Below are 22128 nucleotides of genomic sequence, written 5' to 3'. Positions count from 1 at the left end.
GATGAGGCCGATTAAATTGAGCATGACCGCATTCGGTCCATATAAAGCGACGGAAGTTATCGATTTTACTGAGTTGGACAGCCATCGTCTATTTGTCATTTCAGGAGCGACCGGTGCGGGAAAGACGACGATTTTTGACGGGATATGCTATGCCTTGTATGGACTGGCGAGCGGCGAAGACAGGACAGACAGCCGGGCCATGCGCAGTGATTTCGCTGACGATTCGGTCCAAACGGGGGTAGAGCTCGTTTTTGAAGTGCGCGGTCGCCGGTTTCGTGTTCTCCGCCAAATTCCGTATACGAAAGCAGGAAACAAGTCGGAAACACCTGGCAGATGTGAGTTAGTGGAAGTAACGAACATTGCAGAGATACCGGCTGTCGACAGGCAAATCGTTTCAGAAATCAACCAAAAGATTGAAAGTCTCATTGGTTTTACGTATGCCCAATTCAGTCAGATCATTATGCTGCCGCAAGGGGAATTTCGGAAGTTTCTTACTTCAGATACAGATAATAAAGAAGCCATACTCCGAAAGATTTTCAAAACGGAGCCGTATCGTCAGCTTGTCGATCGGCTGAAGGTGCAAAGGGATGACTTAAAAGTGGAATGGGAACGGGAACGCCAATCATTTGACGGGTTGATCCGCAGAATTCCGTCGGCAGTTCCGCATCGGGAATCCGCATTATTCCGTTCGCTGGAAAATGAACAGCCGAACATTTATCAAATTGTGGAAGGCTTGGATGACGAGCTCGTGTATTATGGAAATAAAATTAAGGAAAACCAAAAAAATTACGAAGATGCTTATGCAAAGCATGCCGAAGTGCAAACGAGTTACCATGCTGCCAAAATGATTAATCAGCTGTTCGATGACTTGGAACGGAAAGAAAACTTGGCTAGGCAGATAGCGGAGAAACAACCGATTCTAGAACAAAAGGAGCGGACTCTGGAACGCGCGGAACAAGCAGCTTCCATCGAAGGCATTGAGCTTCAGTATGCAGAACTGCGAAAAGAATGGCTTGCTCAAAAGGAAGCGGTTGAACGCACCAAAAAGGAAGCAGTGCAGGCGAGGGAGTCCTTTGCATCTGCTGAGTTGGAAAAAGTGAAAATCGAAGAGCGGCAGGGCGAAAGGGAACGTCTTCAAACGGAGCTGACTTCAGTGCGGCAGTATGTGCCGGTCGTCGTCACATTGAAGGAAAAACAAGCGGAGCTCGATAGCATGAAAAAGAGAGTGGAAATTCTTCATTCCAATATGTCGAGCATTAACGGCCGTTTGATTGAAAAGCGAAATGAAGTGAGTCGGTTAGCGAATGAAGTGGAAAAAACAGAGCGCGAAGTGGAAAATTACGAGCAAGTTGTAGATGAAGTGAATGAGCTGAAAACGAAGATTGCGTTGATGGCAGACTACGAAAAGCTATGCCAGAAGCATGAGGCAGCAAAACAAGCAGCAGAGGAACAGGCGCTTCATTTCAATCAATTGCAGCGTGAATTCCTTTTGCTTGAACAGAGATGGCTCGATAATCAGGCTTCCCTTCTAGCGCACACTCTACAAGATGGGAAACCATGTCCTGTATGTGGAAGCACCCATCATCCGACGAAAATGGACAGCCAAGAAGATCTGTCACTATCCAAGGATGTAGTGGAAGCAGAAAGGTTAAAGTTATCGAAGCACGAAACGATGTATCGCAATCAACTCGCTGCCTCTGAAGCGGTTGGTTTGCAGACGGAAGAGAAAAAGCGCCAGCTGGATGCGCAAAAAATCGAAGTTTCCTACGATGAGCTTCTTGCTGTACAAAAAGGGCTGGAAGAACGATTGATTCAAATGCGCCAAAAGAGAACTGCGCTCACAACATTGAAAAAGCAATGGAAAGAAGGGGCCGGTGAACAGGACCGTCTTCAAATTGAGAAGGAGACGGCCGAGAGAAAATTGGTCGATGAACAGGCGATACTGGGGAAATCGCAAGCCCGGTATGAACAGCTGGTTGAATCGGTGCCTCAGGAATATCGAGATGCAGCTTTTCTGGAAAAACAGATAGCTACGCTGGAGAAAGCCAAGAGGGAACTCGACGAACTATTTTCAGGGGTGCAAAAGAGATATGAGGAGAGCAAGGAACGTTTGACCAAAGCGGCTGCCGCCGAACAATTTTCCGTGCAAGCATTAGAGCAACGGCTTCTCCGAAAAGAGAATGCTGAGAAGCAATTCAAGGCAGCACTCCAATTAGCTGGATTCCATTCGATGGAGGATTATAAAGAAGGGGCCTTGACAGCACAGGAACGAAAAGATCTTCGGAATGCGATTCAAGAATTCAAGCAGAAAGCACATGCCACGAAAGAATTGATCCTTTCGTTAAGACAACAAGTTGAAGGAAAGGCGAAGAGCGATATAACGGCAATCGCAGCGATGACGGAGGAATTGAAAAAGGAATATGAAATGGCGTTGGGCAATTATCATGCGTCCGTCGCCAGTGAAAAGGCGCTGAGCGAAAGCAAGGACCAGCTGTTGAGGTCTTCAGGCAACCTCGTCGGATTAGAGAAAAAGATCGGCAAAGTCAGTGAACTCTATGATTTGCTGCGCGGACAAAATAGATTAAAACTGTCATTTGAGCGATTCATCCAAATTGATTATTTAGAGCGGATTGTAGCATCAGCCAACAGCCGCCTGCGTGAAATGTCAAATGGACAATATGAATTGAACCGCAGTGACAGGCAGGAAGCCCGCGGCAAGCAAAGCGGGCTTGGCCTTGATATTTACGATGCGTACACAGGCCAAAACAGAGATGTCAAAACACTCTCGGGAGGCGAGAAATTTAATGCCTCGCTCTGTCTCGCACTTGGCATGTCCGATGTCATTCAAAGCTTCCAAGGTTCTGTATCGATTGAAACGATGTTTATCGATGAAGGCTTTGGCACGCTAGACTCGGAATCACTTCAAAAGGCCATTGATGCCTTAATTGATCTCCAGCGTTCAGGAAGAATGATTGGGGTCATCTCCCACGTGGATGAACTGAAAGCGGCATTCCCTGCTATACTAGAAGTGACGAAATCGAAGGAAGGATATAGTAAAACAGCGTTTTTTATTAAATGATTCATAGATTTATTTTCTGCCGTACTGATCTTTTATTGTTTTGATGTAATAACGTTTCTATTCATTTAAAAATAATGAATAGTATGAAATGAAAATATTATTTTAAAATATAAATATGATTGCTTTTTAGCTGTTCGGACGGTATGATGAGTGACATTGATATATTGCATAACGGTTGCTTACACTTACATTTAGGAGGGAATACCTCATTGCAGCAAAAAATATCATTCTCATCATTTCTGTTAATCGGCGTCATGTTGTTCGCCCTGTTCTTCGGAGCAGGTAATCTTATTTTCCCGGCTTCATTGGGACAAAATGCCGGAGAATCCTTGTGGCCGGCTATTCTGGGCTTTCTCATTACCGGAGTAGGTTTGCCGTTTTTAGGCATCGTGGCGATGGGCTTTTCAGGCAGTAAAAATCTGCAAATGCTAGCGAGCAGAGTGCATCCAATTTACGGGATCGTCTTTACATCTGTCCTTTATTTAACGATAGGCCCGTTCTTCGCGGCTCCGCGGACGGGTGCAGTGGCCTATGATATTGGCATCTCTTCGTATATTCCGTCTGGCTACGGAACACTGGCATTATTCATTTTTACACTCGTCTTTTTCGGGGTGACATTCTGGCTTTCGCTCAATCCAAGTAAAATTGTAGATCGCATCGGAAAGATCATGTCACCTGCTATCATTATTTTATTGTTAGTGTTATTGGTGGTAGCTTTTATTAACCCAATCGGACCAATGGAACCGGCGCATGGCGATTATCAGACCATCCCATTCTTCAAAGGATTCCTGGAAGGGTATAATACGATGGATGTGCTATCTTCTCTTGTGTTTGGGATCATTGTCATTAATTCTATCCGGGCGCTCGGCGTGACGGACAATGTCCAAATCATGAAAGCGACTGCCAAAACAGGTGTAGTCGCTGCAGGGTTTTTAGCAATTATCTATATTGGAATCGCATACTTGGGAGCTTCCTCTACAGGAACGTTTGGATTGTTTGAAACAGGTGGACCGGTTTTGAGTAAAGCGTCCTCCTACTATTTTGGAACATTTGGAACAGTTCTGCTGGCGGTCATTATCATCTTGGCTTGCCTGACAACGAGCATCGGCCTTGTAACGGCATGCGGCGAATACTTCAATTCCGTCTTCCCGCGCATTAGCTATAAAGCGTATGTGACCATCTTCTCGCTGTTCTGTTTCATCGTCTCCAATTTCGGGTTGGATAACATTATTACCTATTCCATCCCTGTATTATTGTTTTTATATCCACTGGCAGTTGTTCTGATGCTGCTGACATTCCTGTCGCCGCTGTTCGATCATTCAAGGATTGTCTATGTCAGTGCAACCGCTGTTGCGTTCTTAATTAGTCTGGTGGATGGCATATCAAGTTTCTATGGATCCCTTGAGGTAACAAAGCCGGCTTGGCTCGAAGAAATGATTACATTTTTAGATAAAGCCTTGCCACTGTACTCCCACGGCCTAGGATGGGTATTGCCAGTAGTCATCGTCATCCTGATTTCTGGATTGCTAGTAAAGGTATTCAGAAGAACATATTAATACAATAAAGATATGGGCTGTCCAGAAAGTCAGGGAAAACTGATTGTCTGTGACAGTCTTTTTTTTCGTTATCAATCAAAACTTCTCGGGTGTCTCGGTACCAGTGCATAAACAGTTGCTTCCCTCGTATACGGCCCCGGTACCCGCGCATAAGCAGTTGCTACCCGCGCATAAAGCTCCGGTACCCGCGCATAAGCAGGTGAAAGCCGCGCATAAGGCTTCGGTACCCGCGCATACAGTCCCCGCACCCGCGCATAAATACGGCAACCTCATGAAATGAATTTCAAAATTTCTAACATCCTATTTACTACTCCAAGTAAAAAAGTGCAGAGCTAATAGTGACCCCTAGTGACCGATTGCCAGCGTTTGATGAATACCCTTGCGTGATTGCTCATGCATTCCGTTATCAAATTACGGACTGAAACAATATACCCTATTTCCGAAATAATGCTTGTTTTATAGTTTAGATTATATATAATAGTCTGTATATTAAAAGAAGGAGGAGTTTTGTTTGGTAACATTTATATGTTCTCTTCTTCTGCTGTTTGCAGGATATGCAGTCTATTCAAAGGTCATTGAAAAAGTGTTTGTCGTGAATGATAGCCGGCAAACGCCAGCGTATACAAAACAGGACGGGCTCGATTTTGTGCCGATGAGCTGGTGGAAAGGCTGGCTTATTCAATTATTGAATATTGCTGGTCTTGGCCCAATCTTCGGTGCGGTCGCCGGTGCCTTGTACGGTCCTGTTGCATTTTTATGGATTGTGTTCGGCTGCATTTTCGCAGGGGCGGTCCATGATTACTTTTCTGGCATGCTTTCTTTAAAGCATGGTGGAGCACAATTTCCTACGTTGGTCGGAAAATATATGGGGGAATTTGTCCGGAAATCGGTTAATATCGTTTCCATTGTATTGATGCTATTAGTGGCGGCAGCATTTACAGCGGGCCCGGCGCAGCTTATATCATCTATTAGTCCACTTTCTTTTGGGCTCTGTCTCGTTCTTATTTTTGGTTATTTCTTATTAGCGGCCATCTTGCCGATCAATCAAATCATCGGACGGATCTATCCGATTTTCGGAGCCATTTTAATCATTATGGCAGTTGCCATTGCAGCTGCTCTCGTATTAGGTTCCAAACAGATACCGAATCTGACGTTTGCTAATTTGCATCCGGGTGAGCTGCCAATATGGCCATTGCTCATGGTGACGATTTCATGTGGGGCGATCTCCGGTTTCCACTGTACGCAAAGCCCAATCGTTTCCAGGACGATGAAGAAGGAAACAGAAGGGCGCAAGATTTTCTACGGTGCCATGATTGCTGAGGGAGTTATCGCGCTAATTTGGGCAGCTGCCGGCATGACATTTTTCGGTGGAACGGGCGGATTGCAGGGGGCATTGGCTGCGGGAGGCCCGGCAGGTGTTGTCAATGAAATCTCCACTTCCTTGCTCGGAACATTCGGCGGCATCCTCGCTATTCTCGGTGTTATCATCTTGCCGATTACGACTGGCGATACGGCACTTCGATCGGCACGGATGATTGCAACAGAATCATTGTCCAAATGGTTTAATCCAGAGAAGAAATGGGTCGTTGCTGTTATTACAGTCGGTCTGGGTGCCCCTGTGTTTTATCTTTCTACCATTGACTATTCGTTCTTATGGAGATATGTTGGAGGGACCAATCAAATCGTCGCCACTGTTATGTTGTGGACGGCTGCTTCATTCCTCATGCGGGAAGGGAAAGCGCATTTCATTGCAGGCATTCCGGCCCTCTTCATGACAGCTGTTGTTTGCACGTATTGGCTGTATGCTCCGGAAGGCCTATCGCTCGATTACACGCTTTCCGTCGTGGTCGGTTTGCTCGCAACGCTTGCTGCAGCCATCCAATATGCACGGAAGATTCTTTATTACCGACAACAAGCTCCAATTTTGCTCGAGCGATAAACAGAGACACCGTAGTCGGTCAAAAAGAAAAACGGCAATGGGGGATATTTACTTCTCCATTGCCGTTTTTTTGGTCTATATTATTTTCGCAACGACTTAAATTCGTCAATTGCTCTGACCCAATTTTCCTTCATGACTTCAGACGCTTTATTTGCATCTTTTTCGAGCAGCAGCTTGATGATTTGTTCATGTTCCTCAATGGATTGCTCTGTGAGGATAATAGAATTGTGGAAGAACAGCCTCCTTACATGCGCTTGCAACGAAGCCGCCATGGTCGTGATGTAAGGGTTTTCAGCTGTATCCACAATAATTTGGTGAAACGTCTCGTCAATCTTCAGTCCATTGAAATAATCCTCTTCCCGGACTGCCGCCGCGAAATCATCATTCACCTTTTTCAATTCTTCTATTACATCGGGAGTCACATTTGGCACAGCGAGTTCTGCTGCAAGTGCCTGCAATGCGGCTAGTGGCGGAAGCAGATCGACGATGTCCTCCTGCTCAACCTCTGTCACTTGCGTAGCCTTTCCCGGAAATAGTTTGACGAACCCTTGTACTTCCAATAATTGCAAAGACTCTCTGATCGGCGTTCTGCTGACGCCTAAGGCTTGAGCCAATTCCACGTCATTTAATTTCTCGCCAGGCTGCAATGTCCCATCGATGATCCATTGTTGCAGTTGGGTGAAGGCTGCTTCTTTTGCTGTCATGCGTGAAGTCTTTTCGTAATTTGAAGGTATCGGCAACTGAATCACCATCCTCATCTATTTGTTATAAGTATACCGTAAATTGTGCAACTCGGAAAGGTATACAATATATTGCTGTGCTAAATTATTCTGCTGTATAGAAGGGAGAGATCCTGATCTTCTTCGTCTGCACCATAGGAGATGTGCTCTTCTTTGAAAATAAATCCCCTCGCTTCGTAAAAAGGAATGCTGAACAGGTTTCCTTTTGCTACAGATACCCGTTGTTCAACTACATGATACCGGTGTTTCTGCAGTTTTGAATAAAAATCCAAAAGTCGGGTGCCAATACCGCAGCCCCTCATGTCAGGATCCATGTAGAAGACATAAATTTCTCCCACCTGTTCAGAAACCAGACCGCCACCAATGATGCCTGCAATAATTCCCTTCTCAACAGCGACATAGTAACCATGCCAAGAATCGCTGACTTCTAAAATTTCTTCGCGAATTCGATGTATATTGTAATATTTGTCAATGAGCTGCTGTATATATGGTTCACTATAGAGTTCTTTATAAGTGAACCATTGTGCTTTAATTAGCAAGGAGGCGATTTCTTCTGTATCTCTCAGTTCTGCTTTTCTGATCAACATGACAAGCGTCCTTTCGTTTGTAATATTCAGATTAGAAATGTAATAATAATTGCGCCATTTTGTAACGTAGCTGTAATATGAGCCTGTTAATCTAATTGTAGACTAAAACGCAAGGAGTAGAAAACTTGATAAAACGAATTGTGACGCTTATTTTTGCAGTAACACTTTTGATTGGCGGAACGTCTGAAAGTTTTGCAGCTTCTTCAAAGTATACGGTCAAACAAGGAGATTCGCTTTATAATATCGCGAAAACCCACCACATCTCAGTCAGTGAGTTAAAATCGTGGAACGGGTTAAAATCCAATACCATTCACCCTAAGCAAACATTACATGTAGTGAATCCGAAGAAGGTTGCCGCCAACCAAACTACCAAAAAGGACGTAGCATCTTCCAAGAAGACACCATCACGATCTAATACAGACAATGTCGTCAAAGAATTTACCGTCTCTGCCAGTGCATACACAGCGAATTGCAATGGCTGCAGCGGAATCACTTCCACCGGCATTAATTTGAAGAAAAATCCCGATGTCAAAGTGATAGCAGTCGATCCGAATGTAATCCCGCTCGGCACAAAAGTGCATGTGGAAGGGTACGGATATGCGATTGCCGGAGACACAGGAAGTGCGATTAAAGGGAATAAAATCGATGTATTCTTTTCTTCCAAGAGTGAGGCATATGATTGGGGAAGAAAGAAAGTCAAAATCAAAATACTTGAATAAGAATGGAACTGTCCAGAATGTCAGCGGAACTGACTTTCTAGGGCAGTTTTTTTCTCTTGGCTGATGTAAGCGGGACAATGTTCCTTTTCGTTCGCCGCAGCGGCGCGCAGTAAGCTGTTTCCTTCGTGATTAGATACTGTCAAAGTAGAATGCTTTTTTAAGTCCAGAATGATAGACTGAAGAAAACAAATGGGGGAGAAGTGTTAGATGGACAGAAGGAGAATGCTGATTGGATTGATTGTGCTGCTTGCGATTCCGCTATACATTTGGATCGCTTATGTGGAAATACCTGCGAAATCGAAAATTGGTGAAGAGAAGCTGCAGCAGGATCCGCTTCAGCATGATTTTTCTCAAGTGCTGAAATATGACAATCCTTACATGGGGAACGCCTCGAATGTAGGGAATTTATTTCAAGCGCTGCCCTTGAATGATTACAAAGGAACATACGAGATGGATCCTGATCAATTTTCGCTTGTAATGAACTACAATGTGAATGCAGGGGAACTTGAAGGCAGAGCAGAAGAGGCGTTCCTATATAATTCCACGGCCGCTTTTTTGCTCATTCACAACTTAGATAAACTTGAGATGAGGTTTTTAGATACTTCATTTGTAACGACGAGGAATCGCGTTGAAAATTGGTTCGGCTCCAAGTGGGAGCTTTTAAAGGACCCGAAAGAATTTAAGAAGCAAGTCCAAGAAAAACTGAAAGAAGGAGAGCAGGAGGATTGGCTGCAATCCTATAAGGAGGGGGAGTCGTAATATGGACATCGTCATTATTACCGGAGCTTCAAAAGGAATCGGATGGGAGCTAGCCGCCCAGTTAAAGCGGCAAGGGAAACAAGTAATTGGACTGGCCAGAACAAATCCAGGCTTTGAAGATAATTTTATAGAAGTCGATTTGGGAGAAACCGCTCTATTGCCTGATATATTGAACGAGGTCATTGAGCAACACTTTGAAACCGCAACGTCGTTCACACTTGTGAACAACGCAGGCATTGTCGATCCAATCGGATTGGCCGGAGGAATCGAGGTAGATATGATCAGTAAGGCAATTACCGTTAATTTGACAGCGCCGATGATTCTTGCCAATACGTTCATTTCCCGGCTGGCTGAATTCAAAGGGACGAAAAAGATTGTCAACATCTCATCAGGAGCCGGAAGAAATCCGTACGAAGGATGGGGCGTTTATTGCACGACCAAAGCGGGGCTTGACCACTTCTCACGTGTCGTGGAGCTGGAGCAACAGTCTACCGAAAACCCCGTACAAATCGCTTCCATCGCCCCAGGAATTATTGATACGGGTATGCAGGAGACGATTCGCTCAAGCGAGGCGGCTGACTTCCCGTTGCTGGATCGGTTTATCAACTACAAAGAAGAAGGAAAATTGAGCAGTGCGGAAGAGACGGCCCAGAAGTTGAGCGCTTTTCTGGAAACCGATTTCAAGGAAGCGGGCGGGCCAATTTTGGATTTGCGGCAATTGTAAATGGAAAGCGCCAAACTGAGTAATTTCTCAGATGGCGCTTTTTTCATGCCTCTTCAATGAGACGGACGGTTTGAAAGTCTTTCACTTTTTCCAGTGCAATCAAAAATGGAGGATTTTTTCGTTGGTTCAACAGCTCATACCGAATGACATGGACATCGGCCTGGTGTATTTTTTTTACAAAGGCGAGTAGGGCATCCCGCTCCTCCTTGCCGCCTGTATGCCCATCATATACCGAAATGGTAATGATCCCGCCTATTTTCAACAACCCTAGCAGTTTGCGGACCGCTTCAATCGTAGACTCGGCTTTCGTAATGATGGACAAATCCTCACTATAGGGCAAATAACCTAAGTTGAACATTGCGCCGCCAATCGGTTGATTGACATGCTGGTCGACATTGGCATGGCTGTCCAGCAGCAATGTGACCCGGTCATGTAATTCTCCTAGCCGGTTCTTAGTTGCATCCAGTGCGGCTTGCTGGATATCGAATGCATACACATGCCCGTCTTTGCCGACGAGTTCGGCTAGAAAGAGCGTGTCATTGCCATTCCCCGCTGTTGCATCGACGACTGTTTCGCCTGGCGCCACGGTTTTTTCGATCAACCGCTTTGAAAACGGAAGAACACGATGCAATAAAATCGAACTGCTCACAGCGTCTCTACCACCTTTGAATAAAATTTTCCTTGCCAGCTGTTCCGCCGCTCGAGCTCTTTATCTATCCCATTGAGCACGTCCCATTTCGTTGCGCTCCACATTGGGCCGATCATCAAATCGATCGGTCCGTCGCCCGTAATTCGGTGGATGATCATTTCGGGCGGAAGGATTTCAAGCTGGTCGACAACAAGCCGGATGTAGTCGTCTTTTTCAAGGAATGTCAGCAAGCCTTTTTCATATTGCTTAACCATTGGCGTCCCTTTTAGCAAATGAAGCAAATGAATTTTAATACCTTGCACGTCAAGCTTAGCAACCTCTCTTGCTGTTTCCATCATCATATCGTAGTCTTCCATTGGGAGCCCGTTAATAATATGAGAGCATACTTGGATTCCGTGCTTTCTCAGTTTTTCTACACCTTTCACGTATGTCTCATAATCATGTGCCCGGTTTACGAGCCTGGCAGTTTTCTCATGGACTGTTTGGAGACCTAATTCCACCCATAAATATGTTCTTTTATTCAACTCCGCTAAATAATCAACTACATCGTCAGGCAAACAATCGGGGCGGGTTGCGATAGAAAGTGCGACCACATCGTCTTGCGCGAGAGCGGCTTCGAATTTTTCCTTCAAGACAGGAAGCGGGGCGTGTGTATTCGTATACGCCTGAAAATACGCCATGTACTTCCCGTTCTTCCATTTTTGATGCATTTTGTCCCGGATTTTTGCAAACTGGACATTGATCGGTTCAGCTCGGTCGCCTGCAAAATCGCCAGATCCGGCAACACTGCAAAATGTACAGCCGCCGAAAGCGACCGTGCCATCCCGATTTGGGCAATCAAAGCCCGCATCCAATGAAATCTTAAATACTTTGAATCCGAATTTGTCCTTTAAATGTTTGGACCATGTATGATAGCATTTCCCTTCTGAGGGGAACGGCAATGATTGCAAATCCACGTCAGTTCATCTCCTTACGGATAAATTATACCATGAATGGGGGACTTGAATTCGGTGAATCGGGTAAACCCGAACTATAGGAGACAACGCGTGAGTAGACCATCCCTTATGATCTGAATTATGGAACATATACTGATGTGCTTGTTTGGTTACTAAAAAAAGCATAAACTCAAATTATATTTTTGGCAGAACGGAGGCAGAAAGATGCCTAAAAAAGTTTGGCTGCTCGTCATCGGCATGTTCGTCAACGTAATCGGTAACTCCTTTTTGTGGCCGTTAAATACGATATATATGCATGAATACTTAGGGAAGTCGCTGGCTGTCGCCGGCTTGGTGCTCATGGCCAATTCCGGAGCCGGGGTGATCGGCAACTTGCTCGGCGGTTATTTATTCGACCGAATCGGCGGCTATAAATCGATCATGGGCGGGATCTTGATTTCAGTCCTTGCACTTGTCGCGCTCGTTTTCCGGCACGACTGGTATCCATACGTCATTCTATTGACCGTACTTGGTTTTAGCGGCGGGATTATTTTCCCGAGTATGTATGCAATGGTTGGTACGGTTTGGCCAGAAGGCGGGAGGAAAGCGTTTAACTCTATCTATCTTGCGCAAAACGTCGGGGTTGCAATTGGCCCAGCGTTAGCCGGTCTCGTTGCGTCTTTCCATATCGACTATATTTTCGGTGCAAATTTGATTTTCTACGTTCTCTTCCTGTTTATTGCTTATTTCGGTTATAAGAACATTAGAATCGCACCGGACCGCCATACTGATGTATTTAGGGAAACATCACCGATCAAGAAGAAAGCGCCGTTTTACGCGCTGCTCATCTTGACGACGGGTTATTTGCTGACATGGCTTGTTTATTCCCAGTGGTCGACTACGATTTCCACCCATGCACTCTCTCTCGGTGTCACGCTTCGGGAATATAGTTTAATTTGGACAGTCAATGGTCTATTGATTGTTTTAGGCCAACCGATTATCCGGCCTTTGATCAAGCGGCTGGAGCATCAGCTGAAAACGCAGATGATCATCGGAACGCTGATTTTCATCGGTTCGTTCATCATGGTCAGCTTTGCAGGCTCCTTCCAAATGTTCATCGCGTCGATGGTCATCCTTACGTTTGGGGAAATGATCGTCTGGCCGGCAATCCCTACGCTTGCGAGCCAGCTGGCGCCAAAAGGGAAGGACGGCTTTTACCAAGGAATCGTCAACTCGACAGCTACGATCGGACGGATGATCGGACCGTTTGCCGGAGGGGTACTCGTTGGATTGTATGGAATGAAAGCAATGTTGCTTATCTTAACTGCGTTCATGAGCATATCTATTGTGACGACTCTCCTTTATGATAAACCACTTAAAGGGCAACCGATAAAACCGGAACAACCGTAAAGGTTGCCGGTTTTTCTTTATGCTTTCATTTCCACATAAATTGCAACAGATAAAATAGTTTGTTTTAATAGATTATGATAGGTACTGTAAATTATCGTTTTCAAACAAAGGGGGATGTTGAATGAAACCAATTTACACGTCTGCTATGGAAGCGGTTTCGCGTATTGAGGATGGCTCCACATTGATGGTTGGCGGTTTCGGTCTGGTCGGAATCCCGGAGCAGCTCATTTTAGCGCTTGTACAAAAGGGAGTAAAGGATCTGACCATCATTTCGAATAACTGCGGAGTGGACGACTGGGGACTTGGACTGCTCCTGAAGGAAAGGCAGATCCGAAAAATGATCGGCTCCTACGTGGGAGAAAATAAAGAATTTGAACGCCAGGTCCTCTCCGGTGAAATTGAAGTGGAATTGACGCCGCAAGGGACATTAGCAGAAAAGATACGGGCTGGCGGTGCCGGAATTCCGGCATTTTACACTCCGGCGGGCGTTGGCACTGTTGTTGCCGAAGGAAAGGAAGTGCGTCTTTTCGACGGCAAGGAGTATGTGCTGGAAGAAGCGCTCGTGGCGGACTTTTCATTGGTAAGAGCTGCAAAAGCCGACAAGTTCGGAAATTTAATTTACAACAAGACAGCCCAGAACTTTAATCCGATGATGGCGGCTGCCGGTAAATTCACAATTGCAGAAGTGGAAGAGATCGTAGAAGCTGGGGAGCTGGATCCTGCAGCAATTCATACACCGAGCATCTATGTGCAGGGGCTGTTCCAGGCAAAGCAGGAAAAACGGATAGAGCGTTTGACGACTCGATGAAAAAGGGGGACTGGCGGTTATGACAAAAGTCAATTTCAGGGAGCGTATCGCAAGACGGGCTGAGAAAGAAATTAACGACGGGGATTACGTCAATTTAGGCATTGGCATGCCGACGTTAGTAGCAAATTATATTTCGCCGGATAAAACCGTCGTGCTGCAGTCTGAAAATGGACTGCTAGGCATCGGGCCTTATCCGACTGAGGATGAAGTGGATCCGGATTTGATTAATGCAGGGAAGGAAACGGTAACGACCATACCCGGATCCGCATTTTTCGATAGCGCCGAATCGTTTGCGATGATCCGCGGGGGACATGTGGATGTAGCGATCCTCGGTGGTATGGAAGTTTCAGAAACAGGGGATCTCGCCAATTGGATGATACCGGGTAAAATGATCAAGGGAATGGGCGGAGCAATGGATCTTGTCCATGGCGCTAAAAAGATCATTGTCATCATGGATCATGTGGCGAAAGACGGATCTGCGAAAATAAAAAAGGAATGTACGCTGCCTCTTACAGGAAAAGGCGTTGTCCATAAAATTATTACAGAACGAGCCTTAATTGAAGTCACACCAAAAGGGCTTGTGTTACAAGAAGTATTTGAAGGGTTCACAGTCGATGAAGTGATCGAATCGACGGAAGCGGATTTGCTCGTGGCGGATGGATTGCGGTAAATCAACTTATCGCTTTACTGCCAACATGCGGAAATCAGTTGTTGTATTTTGTAACATAGTAGGGTACACTACAATAAACTAACTCTAAATAGTGTCGGCTATGACAAGGAGTAGTAATCCGGAAGGTCGTTTTAGAGAGCAGGCGGTTGGTGCAAGCCTGTACGACGAAAGGATGAACTCGCCTTCGAGCCCGTATCGGTGAACGTAAACTAACCGGTGCCGTTTTCCTCGTTACGGATCAAGCTGGGCAGAGCAATCTGCTAATTTGGGTGGCACCGCGGGAGAAAATACTCTCGTCCCTTTTTATAAGGGACGGGAGTATTTTTTATTTTCCCTACACCCGCAAAGACTTTATTTGGAGAGCAGGAAGGAATGATTTCATGAGCTACAACCATTTGCAAATTGAAAAGAAATGGCAACAATACTGGAAGGATCAAAAGACATTCAAGACGATTGACGATCCTTCAAAACCAAAGTTCTACGCACTTGATATGTTCCCGTATCCGTCAGGTGCAGGTCTTCATGTCGGGCATCCGCTCGGCTACATCGCAACCGATATCCTAAGCCAATTTAAACGGAAGCAAGGCTACAATGTCCTTCATCCGATGGGCTGGGATGCATTCGGATTGCCGGCTGAACAATACGCGATCGATACAGGCAATGACCCAGCGGAATTCACGGCGAAAAATATTGCGACGTTTAAACGCCAAATGAACGATCTAGGATTTTCATATGACTGGGACCGTGAGATCAACACAACGGATCCGAAGTACTATAAATGGACGCAATGGATCTTCATTCAATTGTTTAATAAGGGCTTAGCCTATATCGATGAAGTTCCAGTCAACTGGTGTCCTGCACTTGGCACAGTACTTGCGAACGAAGAAGTCATCGACGGGAAATCAGAGCGTGGCGGCCATCCGGTTGAACGCCGTCCAATGAGACAATGGGTGCTTCGCATTACAGAATACGCGGACCGCTTGCTCGAAGATTTGGATGAGCTTGATTGGCCAGACAGCTTGAAGGATATGCAGAGAAACTGGATTGGCCGTTCGGAAGGCGCGCAATTGACGTTTGAAATTGAGGGCACAGACTTGTCATTCGAAGCATTCACGACGCGTCCGGATACTATTTTCGGCGCAACGTATGCGGTCTTGGCTCCAGAGCATAAATTGGTGGAGCAAATTACGACAGATGAGCAGCGCCAGGCGGTCAACGAGTACTTGGACAAAGTAAAAGTGAAGAGCGACTTGGAACGTACAGATCTGGCGAAAGAAAAGACAGGCGTATTTACGGGCGCGTATGCAATCAACCCGGCAAGCGGGGAGAAAATGCCAATCTGGATCGCGGATTACGTATTGGCTTCCTATGGCACAGGTGCCATTATGGCGGTGCCTGCGCATGATGAACGCGACTACGAGTTTGCTAAGACATTTGATCTTCCAATTGTCGAAGTAGTAGCTGGTGGCGATGTTTCGAATGAACCGTTTACAGGTGACGGAGAGCACATCAATTCCGAATTCCTGAACGGGCTTGGCAAAGAGGAAGCAATCGAGAAGGCAATTGCCTGGTTCGTTGAAAATGGCAAAGGCGAAAAGAAAATTACGTACCGCCTTCGCGACTGGCTGTTTTCCAGACAGCGTTATTGGGGAGAACCGATCCCAGTCATTCATTGGGAAGATGGCTCCATGACGACAATCGATGAGTCGGAACTGCCTTTGACTCTTCCAAAAACAACAAACATCAAACCGAGCGGAACGGGTGAATCCCCGCTTGCGAACATTGAAGAATGGGTCAATGTCGTTGATCCGGTAACGGGAATGAAAGGACGCCGCGAGACGAATACAATGCCGCAATGGGCAGGCAGCTGCTGGTATTACCTTCGTTATATCGATCCAGACAATGATGACATGATCATTGATCCGGAATTGGCTGAGCGCTGGCTTCCAGTTGACATTTATGTCGGCGGAGCAGAGCATGCAGTCTTGCACTTGCTATATGCGCGTTTCTGGCACAAAGTATTATACGATGTAGGCGTCGTCAAAACGAAAGAGCCATTCCAGAAATTGTTCAACCAAGGCATGATCCTAGGAGAAGGCAATGAAAAAATGTCTAAATCCAAAGGGAACGTCGTCAACCCGGATGATATCGTCCACTCGCACGGTGCAGATTCATTGCGTCTCTATGAAATGTTCATGGGACCGCTTGATGCATCGAAAGCTTGGTCGACAAACGGACTTGACGGAGCACGCCGTTTCTTGGATCGAATTTGGCGTCTATTCGTCAATGAGAACGGAACACTTAGCGAGAAAATCAAAGAAGAAACAGGCGGACCGCTTGAGAAGGTATACCATCAAACGGTGAAAAAAGTAACCGAAGACTTCGAAGCGATGCACAACAATACAGCCATCTCGCAAATGATGGTATTCATTAACGAAGCATACAAAACGGACACGATACCAAAAGAATACGTTGAAGGCTTCGTTACAATGATTTCGCCAATTACCCCGCATCTTGCAGAGGAACTGTGGGAAAAATTGGGCCACTCCGAATCCATTACGTACTCAGCATGGCCGTCCTATGACGAATCCAAGCTGCAAGATGACACAATCGAGATCGCTGTCCAAATCAACGGCAAAGTGAGAGCGAAATTGGAAGTTTCAAAAGACATCTCCAAAGAAGACTTGGAAAAAGCAGCTCTCGAAAACGAGCAAATAAAGCAATGGATCGATGGCAAAGAACTGAAAAAAGTAATTGCCATTCCAGGCCGACTTGTCAATATCGTCGCTGCAGAGTGACATTTATAACAGATGGAGAAAAACAATTGTTTTTCTCCATCTGTTTTTTGTTTTGGATACATGGGTAAGGAAGCTAGATAGTAGGCGAAACTGCGGTGATCGATATTACATGGCGAAGTGACCGGTACCATTGGTAAAGAGCGCTGAATATATGAGTTGGACGCCAGAAAATCAAAATGAACGCCAATAACTCTGGGGGAACACCCAATAACTCGGGCTGAACGCCAGAATATCAAGCCGAACGCCAGATAAATGGACTGAACGCCAGAATATCAAGCCGAACGCCAGATAAATGGACTGAACGCCAGAATATCAAGCCGAACGCCAGATAAATGGACTGAACGCCAGAATATCAAGCCGAACGCTAGATAAATGGGCTGAACGCCAGAATATCAAGCTGAACGCCAATAACTCGAGTTGAACGCCAATAACTCCGGGTGAACGCCAATAACTCGGGCCGAACGCCAATAACTCCGGGTGAACGCCAATAACTCTGAGACAATAACTCAGGGTGAACGCCAATAACTCAGGGTGAACGCCAATAACTCGGGCTGAACGCCAATAACTCAGGGTGAACGCCAATAACTCGAGTTGAACGCCAATAACTCAGGCTGAACGCCAATAACTCAGGCTGAACGCCAATAACTCCGGGTGAACGCCAATAACTCGAGCTGAACGCCAATAACTCGGGCTGAACGCCAATAACTCAGGCTGAACGCCAATAACTCCGGGTGAACGCCAATAACTCAGGCTGAACGCCAATAACTCCGGGTGAACGCCAATAACTCGGGCTGAACGCCAATAACTCGAGTTGAACGCCAATAACCCGAAATGAATGCCAATATACTCAGCAATTCGATCTATAACGATCAACGAATTCACACCAATCAATATTAACTAAAGACAACAGCAAACATTTTCTCTCTTAACGAGAAAAATGGCTTTAGCCTCGAATTACGAGCTAAAGCCATTCAGCCGTTGACCATTAATAATGAAGGCTGCCCTTACAGGATAGCCTCCACTTTCAATTTCTTTATTCCTCCGAAGCGTATTGTCCGGCACTCATGCCTGCTATACGGCCGGTGACGAGGGCAGATGTGATATTATAGCCGCCTGTGTAGCCGTGAATATCGAGGATTTCGCCGCAGAAGTAAAGTCCTTCTTTTTTGCGGGAGGCCATCGTTTTCGGCTCGATTTCTTTTACCGAAACGCCGCCGCCTGTAACGAACGCTTTCTCGATAGGCTGGGTGCCATTCACTGTCATCGTGAATGCTTTTAAGGAAGTGGCCAGCCTTCTCAGTTTTTCCATTGCGAGCGTGGCGCCGATTTCGCTAGGGTCGATGCCAGTGCGGTCGAGTAGAAATAATAGCCAGCGTTCTGGCACGAGGCCTTTCCAGACATTTTTTACAGCCTTCTTTGGATCTTCCTTGATATGGGTAAATAATAGCTGGAAGACGTTCTCTTCATTTTTGTCAGGAAACGAGTCGATTCGGATATCGACGGGCTGATTGCCGTTCTTTTTTCTTTCCTTTACGACATACTGGCTGCATCGGAGAATGGCCGGTCCACTTAATCCGAAATGGGTAAATAACATGTCCATTTGGTGGGTGACGAGAGCTTTCCCTTTTGCATTCAAAACAGATACGGCTACATCTCTCAATGCGAGCCCTTGCAGTTCTGCCGAGTTGATAAATGGCTCATTCGATAGTAATGGAACTTCGGTCGGATAGAGTTCTGTCACGGTATGTCCGGCCTTTTCTGCCCATGGGTACCCGTCGCCAGTTGATCCGGTTTGCGGAACTGCTTTCCCGCCTACAGCGACTACGATAGCCCGGGAGCGAATTTCTTCGCCAGATTCGAGCCGGACGCCAATCACTTTTGTATCATCCATCAACAGTTTTTTCACTCGTGTCTCGAGCTTTACGTCAACATGTAACCTTTCCATTTCGGATAGAAGGGCGTTGACGACATCTTTCGCTTTGTTCGAGACAGGGAACATCCTGCCGTGGTCTTCTTCCTTTAGAGGCACGCCGAGGCCTTCAAAAAACCGGATAATGTCCTCATTATTGAAAACCGAAAAAGGACCGTATAGAAAACGACCATTTCCGGGTATATGCTTAATGATTTCTTCGATGGGAAGGCGATTCGTCACATTGCAGCGCCCGCCCCCTGAAATGGATAACTTGTGTCCAAGCTTTTTTCCTTTATCGAGCAGGAGGACCTTTTTTCCGTTTTCAGCTGCCGCAATCGAAGCCATCAAGCCGGAAGGACCCCCGCCGACTATAATAACGTCATACATAGTAGGTACCCCACACTTTCTGTTTTTCTTTATTATACACAATAACATTGATACCCATTGTGAAAATTGACGGTCGGGGGTAAACTATAACATAGCTCTAAAGAATGGATGGATCATTTATGTCATCAAATTTAGTAAAAGGCACGGCCATATTAACCATTGGGCTGTTTTTGTCGAAAGCCCTTGGTCTTTTGTATGTTATTCCGTTTTATAGCATCATCGGGAAAGAAAATGTCGGATTGTACCAATACGCATACATACCTTATAATCTGGCGCTTTCCATCGCAATCTCTGGAGCACCTCTCGCTATCTCCAAATATGTCTCCAAATATAATGCGCTAGGTGATTATGCTACGGGAAAGAAATTAATGAAATCCGGTATGCTTGTCATGTCAGTCACCGGTTTTCTTTCGTTTTTAATACTCTACTTCCTTGCTGAGCCGATTGCTGGACTGGTACATAAATCAGAAGACCAAAGCTTCAGCATTGAGGAAATCGCAACTGTTATCCGCTGGGTCAGCTACGCGTTGCTTGCGGTCCCAATCATGAGTATTGTCCGAGGTTATTTCCAAGGTTTTCAGAAATTCGAACCGACATCCGTGTCGCAGCTCGTTGAACAGATTATCCGAATCGGAGTCGTTCTGATCGGCGCTTATGTCGTTGTAGATGTCCTCAAACTCTCCCCGCGGACTGCTGTTAATTTTGCCGTTTTCGCTGCATTTATCGGTGCGCTCGCAGGACTTGTCGTCTTGTATCGCTACTGGAAGAAATACAAGCCGGAAATTCAGCAATTGTATGATGCAAGTCCACCAGCAAGCCAGATCACTTTTGTCGATATGTACAAAGAAGTGATCGGCTATACGATACCTTTCGTGTTGGTGGGAGTCATTAACCCGTTATACCAGTTTGTTGATATGATCACGTTTAATGAAGCAATGGGATCGATCGGTCTCGCTAAAGTATCGGATGAATACTTATCCATGCTTAACTTTTTGACACATAAGATTGTCATGATTCCAGTCATGGTAGCAACCGGATTTTCCATGGCGCTCATTCCGGTCATTACAAACTTTTACACAAAAAGTGATCAAAAAGGGATCAATCGCTCGTTGGATCAAACGTTCCAAATCATGCTATTCCTCACTGTTCCGATGGTCATCGGCTTAATGGTACTATCTAACGAAACGTATCAATTCCTTTATGAAAAAGATGCTGTTGGAGCCGAGGTTCTTTTCAGCTATGCGCCTGTGGCGATTCTGTTTGGCCTCTACACAGTGACAGCCGCTATTTTACAAGGAATCGATAAGCATAAATGGATTGTCTTTACGTCTTTGCTTGGATTGCTATTCAAATTAATGCTGAACATCCCGCTCATTAAAATGTTTCAAACGGATGGCGCCATTGCGGCTACGGCGATTGGATATATCATCGCTGTCGGAATTAATATCGTTGTCATCGCCAAGGAATTGAATTACCGCTCGAAAATGGTTTACCGACGATTGATCTTAATCAGCATTTTTAATTTGATCATGCTGATCGCTGTCTACTTAACATTAAAAGGCTTACTGGCAATCAGTCCTGTAGGAGGCAAAATCCAAGCCTTGCTTTATATCGGCATATGTGCGGCTGTCGGTGCTGCTATTTATGGATTCCTGTCATTAAAAACAGGATTGGCACAAAAGTTGTTCGGAGAACGGCTGACACGATTTACGAAGAAATTCGGTTTTGGAAGGTGACGGTATGAGACTTGATAAATTGCTTGCCAATATGGGCTATGGATCTCGAAAAGAAGTGAAGCAGCTATTGAAAAAAGGCGCTGTTAAAGTGAATGAAGTGCCTGTAAAAGATGCAGCCTCTCATGTTGATCCGCATAAGGATGTCGTTTCAATTCTAGGAGAGCAGGTGGTTTATAAGGAATTCATCTACCTTATGATGAATAAGCCGCCAGGTGTCGTATCAGCTACAGAGGATTTCCGGGATCGGACGGTTGTTGATCTGCTGGATCCGGAAGACCGCCATTTTGATCCGTTTCCTGTAGGAAGGCTTGATAAGGATACGGAAGGACTTCTGTTATTGACGAATGATGGGAAGCTGACACACAATCTACTGTCGCCGAAAAAGGAAGTGCCGAAGACGTATTATGCCCGCATTGAGGGCGTTGTTACGGAAGAGGATATTTTGCTTTTTGCACAAGGTCTGACGCTGGAAGATGGTTTTGAAACGAAGCCAGGCATTTTGCGGATACTTAATTCCAATTCAATTTCTGAAATTGAGCTGACGATCACGGAAGGGAAGTTCCATCAAGTGAAGAGGATGTTTGAGGCGGTCGGAAAGCGTGTCATCTATTTGAAGCGCTTGTCGATGGGAGCCTTGGAGCTGGATGATGAATTGGAGTTAGGAGAATATCGCGAATTGACCGATGAGGAATTGTCATCGATCCTAGCACCGTGAATCCG

Annotated in this window: 19 protein-coding genes and 1 other annotated feature; of the genes, 12 read left to right on the top strand and 7 right to left on the bottom strand. The window is 45.6% G+C overall.

What is annotated here, in order from left to right; genetic code table 11:
* The first annotated feature begins 1 nt into the window (after window position 1).
* The 3 genes from ACSW3C_RS02145 (at window position 2) to ACSW3C_RS02135 (ending at window position 6574) form a co-directional block, all read left to right on the top strand.
* The gene (locus tag ACSW3C_RS02145) at window positions 2-3079 is read left to right on the top strand and encodes an AAA family ATPase (protein ID WP_486560626.1); all 3078 of its coding nucleotides are present in this window, start codon (window positions 2-4) and stop codon (window positions 3077-3079) included.
* A 209-nt stretch (window positions 3080-3288) separates the two neighbouring features.
* Entirely contained in the window at window positions 3289-4635 is a 1347-nt protein-coding gene (gene brnQ / locus ACSW3C_RS02140; RefSeq protein ID WP_486560625.1) for a branched-chain amino acid transport system II carrier protein, read from the top strand.
* 511 nt (window positions 4636-5146) lie between these two features.
* Window positions 5147-6574, top strand: coding sequence for a carbon starvation CstA family protein (locus tag ACSW3C_RS02135; protein WP_486560624.1), 1428 nt, complete (start codon window positions 5147-5149; stop codon window positions 6572-6574).
* 80 nt (window positions 6575-6654) lie between these two features.
* Here the strand turns inward: ACSW3C_RS02135 and ACSW3C_RS02130 are convergent, their stop codons facing one another.
* Together ACSW3C_RS02130 and ACSW3C_RS02125 are read right to left on the bottom strand one after the other, a co-directional pair.
* A complete protein-coding gene (locus ACSW3C_RS02130; protein WP_486560623.1) occupies window positions 6655-7314 on the bottom strand; it encodes a GntR family transcriptional regulator in 660 nt (219 codons plus the stop codon).
* Window positions 7315-7394: 80 nt separating this feature from the next.
* The gene (locus tag ACSW3C_RS02125) at window positions 7395-7901 is read right to left on the bottom strand and encodes a GNAT family N-acetyltransferase (protein ID WP_486560622.1); all 507 of its coding nucleotides are present in this window, start codon (window positions 7899-7901) and stop codon (window positions 7395-7397) included.
* Window positions 7902-8026: 125 nt separating this feature from the next.
* Here ACSW3C_RS02125 and ACSW3C_RS02120 point away from each other — a divergent pair, with 125 nt between their 5' ends.
* From ACSW3C_RS02120 to ACSW3C_RS02110, 3 genes are all read left to right on the top strand, one after another.
* Complete coding sequence (locus ACSW3C_RS02120; RefSeq protein WP_486560620.1) at window positions 8027-8620, top strand: 3D domain-containing protein; 594 nt, start codon at window positions 8027-8029, stop codon at window positions 8618-8620.
* Window positions 8621-8827: 207 nt separating this feature from the next.
* On the top strand, window positions 8828-9379 hold the full coding sequence (locus ACSW3C_RS02115) for a DUF4825 domain-containing protein (protein WP_486560619.1): 552 nt from the start codon (window positions 8828-8830) through the stop codon (window positions 9377-9379).
* A 1-nt stretch (window position 9380) separates the two neighbouring features.
* Complete coding sequence (locus tag ACSW3C_RS02110; protein ID WP_486560618.1) at window positions 9381-10103, top strand: SDR family NAD(P)-dependent oxidoreductase; 723 nt, start codon at window positions 9381-9383, stop codon at window positions 10101-10103.
* A 43-nt stretch (window positions 10104-10146) separates the two neighbouring features.
* On the opposite strand, the gene mnmM is transcribed toward ACSW3C_RS02110, so the two are convergent.
* Entirely contained in the window at window positions 10147-10752 is a 606-nt protein-coding gene (gene mnmM, locus ACSW3C_RS02105) for a tRNA 5-(aminomethyl)-2-thiouridylate-methyltransferase MnmM (protein ID WP_486560616.1), read from the bottom strand.
* Entirely contained in the window at window positions 10749-11708 is a 960-nt protein-coding gene (mnmL, locus tag ACSW3C_RS02100) for a tRNA modification radical SAM protein MnmL/YtqA (protein ID WP_486560614.1), read from the bottom strand. The genes mnmM and mnmL overlap by 4 nt, the downstream gene beginning before the upstream one ends.
* Before the next feature lie 204 nt (window positions 11709-11912).
* Here mnmL and ACSW3C_RS02095 point away from each other — a divergent pair, with 204 nt between their 5' ends.
* The 4 genes from ACSW3C_RS02095 (at window position 11913) to leuS (ending at window position 17373) form a co-directional block, all read left to right on the top strand.
* The gene (locus tag ACSW3C_RS02095; RefSeq protein ID WP_486560613.1) at window positions 11913-13097 is read left to right on the top strand and encodes an MDR family MFS transporter; all 1185 of its coding nucleotides are present in this window, start codon (window positions 11913-11915) and stop codon (window positions 13095-13097) included.
* A gap of 121 nt (window positions 13098-13218) precedes the next feature.
* On the top strand, window positions 13219-13905 hold the full coding sequence (locus ACSW3C_RS02090; RefSeq protein WP_486560612.1) for a CoA transferase subunit A: 687 nt from the start codon (window positions 13219-13221) through the stop codon (window positions 13903-13905).
* A gap of 19 nt (window positions 13906-13924) precedes the next feature.
* On the top strand, window positions 13925-14575 hold the full coding sequence (locus ACSW3C_RS02085; protein ID WP_486560611.1) for a CoA transferase subunit B: 651 nt from the start codon (window positions 13925-13927) through the stop codon (window positions 14573-14575).
* A 91-nt stretch (window positions 14576-14666) separates the two neighbouring features.
* Window positions 14667-14879, top strand: a binding site (T-box leader).
* A gap of 76 nt (window positions 14880-14955) precedes the next feature.
* Window positions 14956-17373 (top strand): leucine--tRNA ligase, encoded by a 2418-nt coding sequence (leuS, locus tag ACSW3C_RS02080; protein ID WP_486560610.1) that lies wholly within the window; start codon window positions 14956-14958, stop codon window positions 17371-17373.
* Window positions 17374-17685: 312 nt separating this feature from the next.
* Here the strand turns inward: leuS and ACSW3C_RS02075 are convergent, their stop codons facing one another.
* The 3 genes from ACSW3C_RS02075 to ACSW3C_RS02065 all read right to left on the bottom strand — a co-directional run bounded on the left by ACSW3C_RS02075 (window position 17686) and on the right by ACSW3C_RS02065 (window position 19672).
* Window positions 17686-17955, bottom strand: coding sequence for a hypothetical protein (locus ACSW3C_RS02075; RefSeq protein ID WP_486560609.1), 270 nt, complete (start codon window positions 17953-17955; stop codon window positions 17686-17688).
* Window positions 17956-17979: 24 nt separating this feature from the next.
* Window positions 17980-18246, bottom strand: a complete 267-nt coding sequence (locus ACSW3C_RS02070) for a hypothetical protein (protein ID WP_486560608.1) — start codon at window positions 18244-18246, stop codon at window positions 17980-17982.
* Window positions 18247-18406: 160 nt separating this feature from the next.
* Complete coding sequence (locus ACSW3C_RS02065) at window positions 18407-19672, bottom strand: BaiN/RdsA family NAD(P)/FAD-dependent oxidoreductase (RefSeq protein ID WP_486560606.1); 1266 nt, start codon at window positions 19670-19672, stop codon at window positions 18407-18409.
* 119 nt (window positions 19673-19791) lie between these two features.
* On the opposite strand from ACSW3C_RS02065, the gene ACSW3C_RS02060 reads away from it, so the two are divergent.
* Window positions 19792-21408 carry a putative polysaccharide biosynthesis protein gene (locus ACSW3C_RS02060; protein WP_486560605.1) on the top strand — a complete coding sequence of 539 codons (1617 nt, stop codon included), beginning with the start codon at window positions 19792-19794 and terminating at the stop codon, window positions 21406-21408.
* A 4-nt stretch (window positions 21409-21412) separates the two neighbouring features.
* Window positions 21413-22123 carry a pseudouridine synthase gene (locus tag ACSW3C_RS02055; protein WP_486560603.1) on the top strand — a complete coding sequence of 237 codons (711 nt, stop codon included), beginning with the start codon at window positions 21413-21415 and terminating at the stop codon, window positions 22121-22123.
* Window positions 22124-22128: the final 5 nt, after the last annotated feature.

It is taken from the genome of Sporosarcina sp. AD_1 (assembly GCF_057373025.1).
Note: the sequence above shows the minus strand (reverse complement) of the source record. Positions and strands in the feature narration are given on the sequence as shown.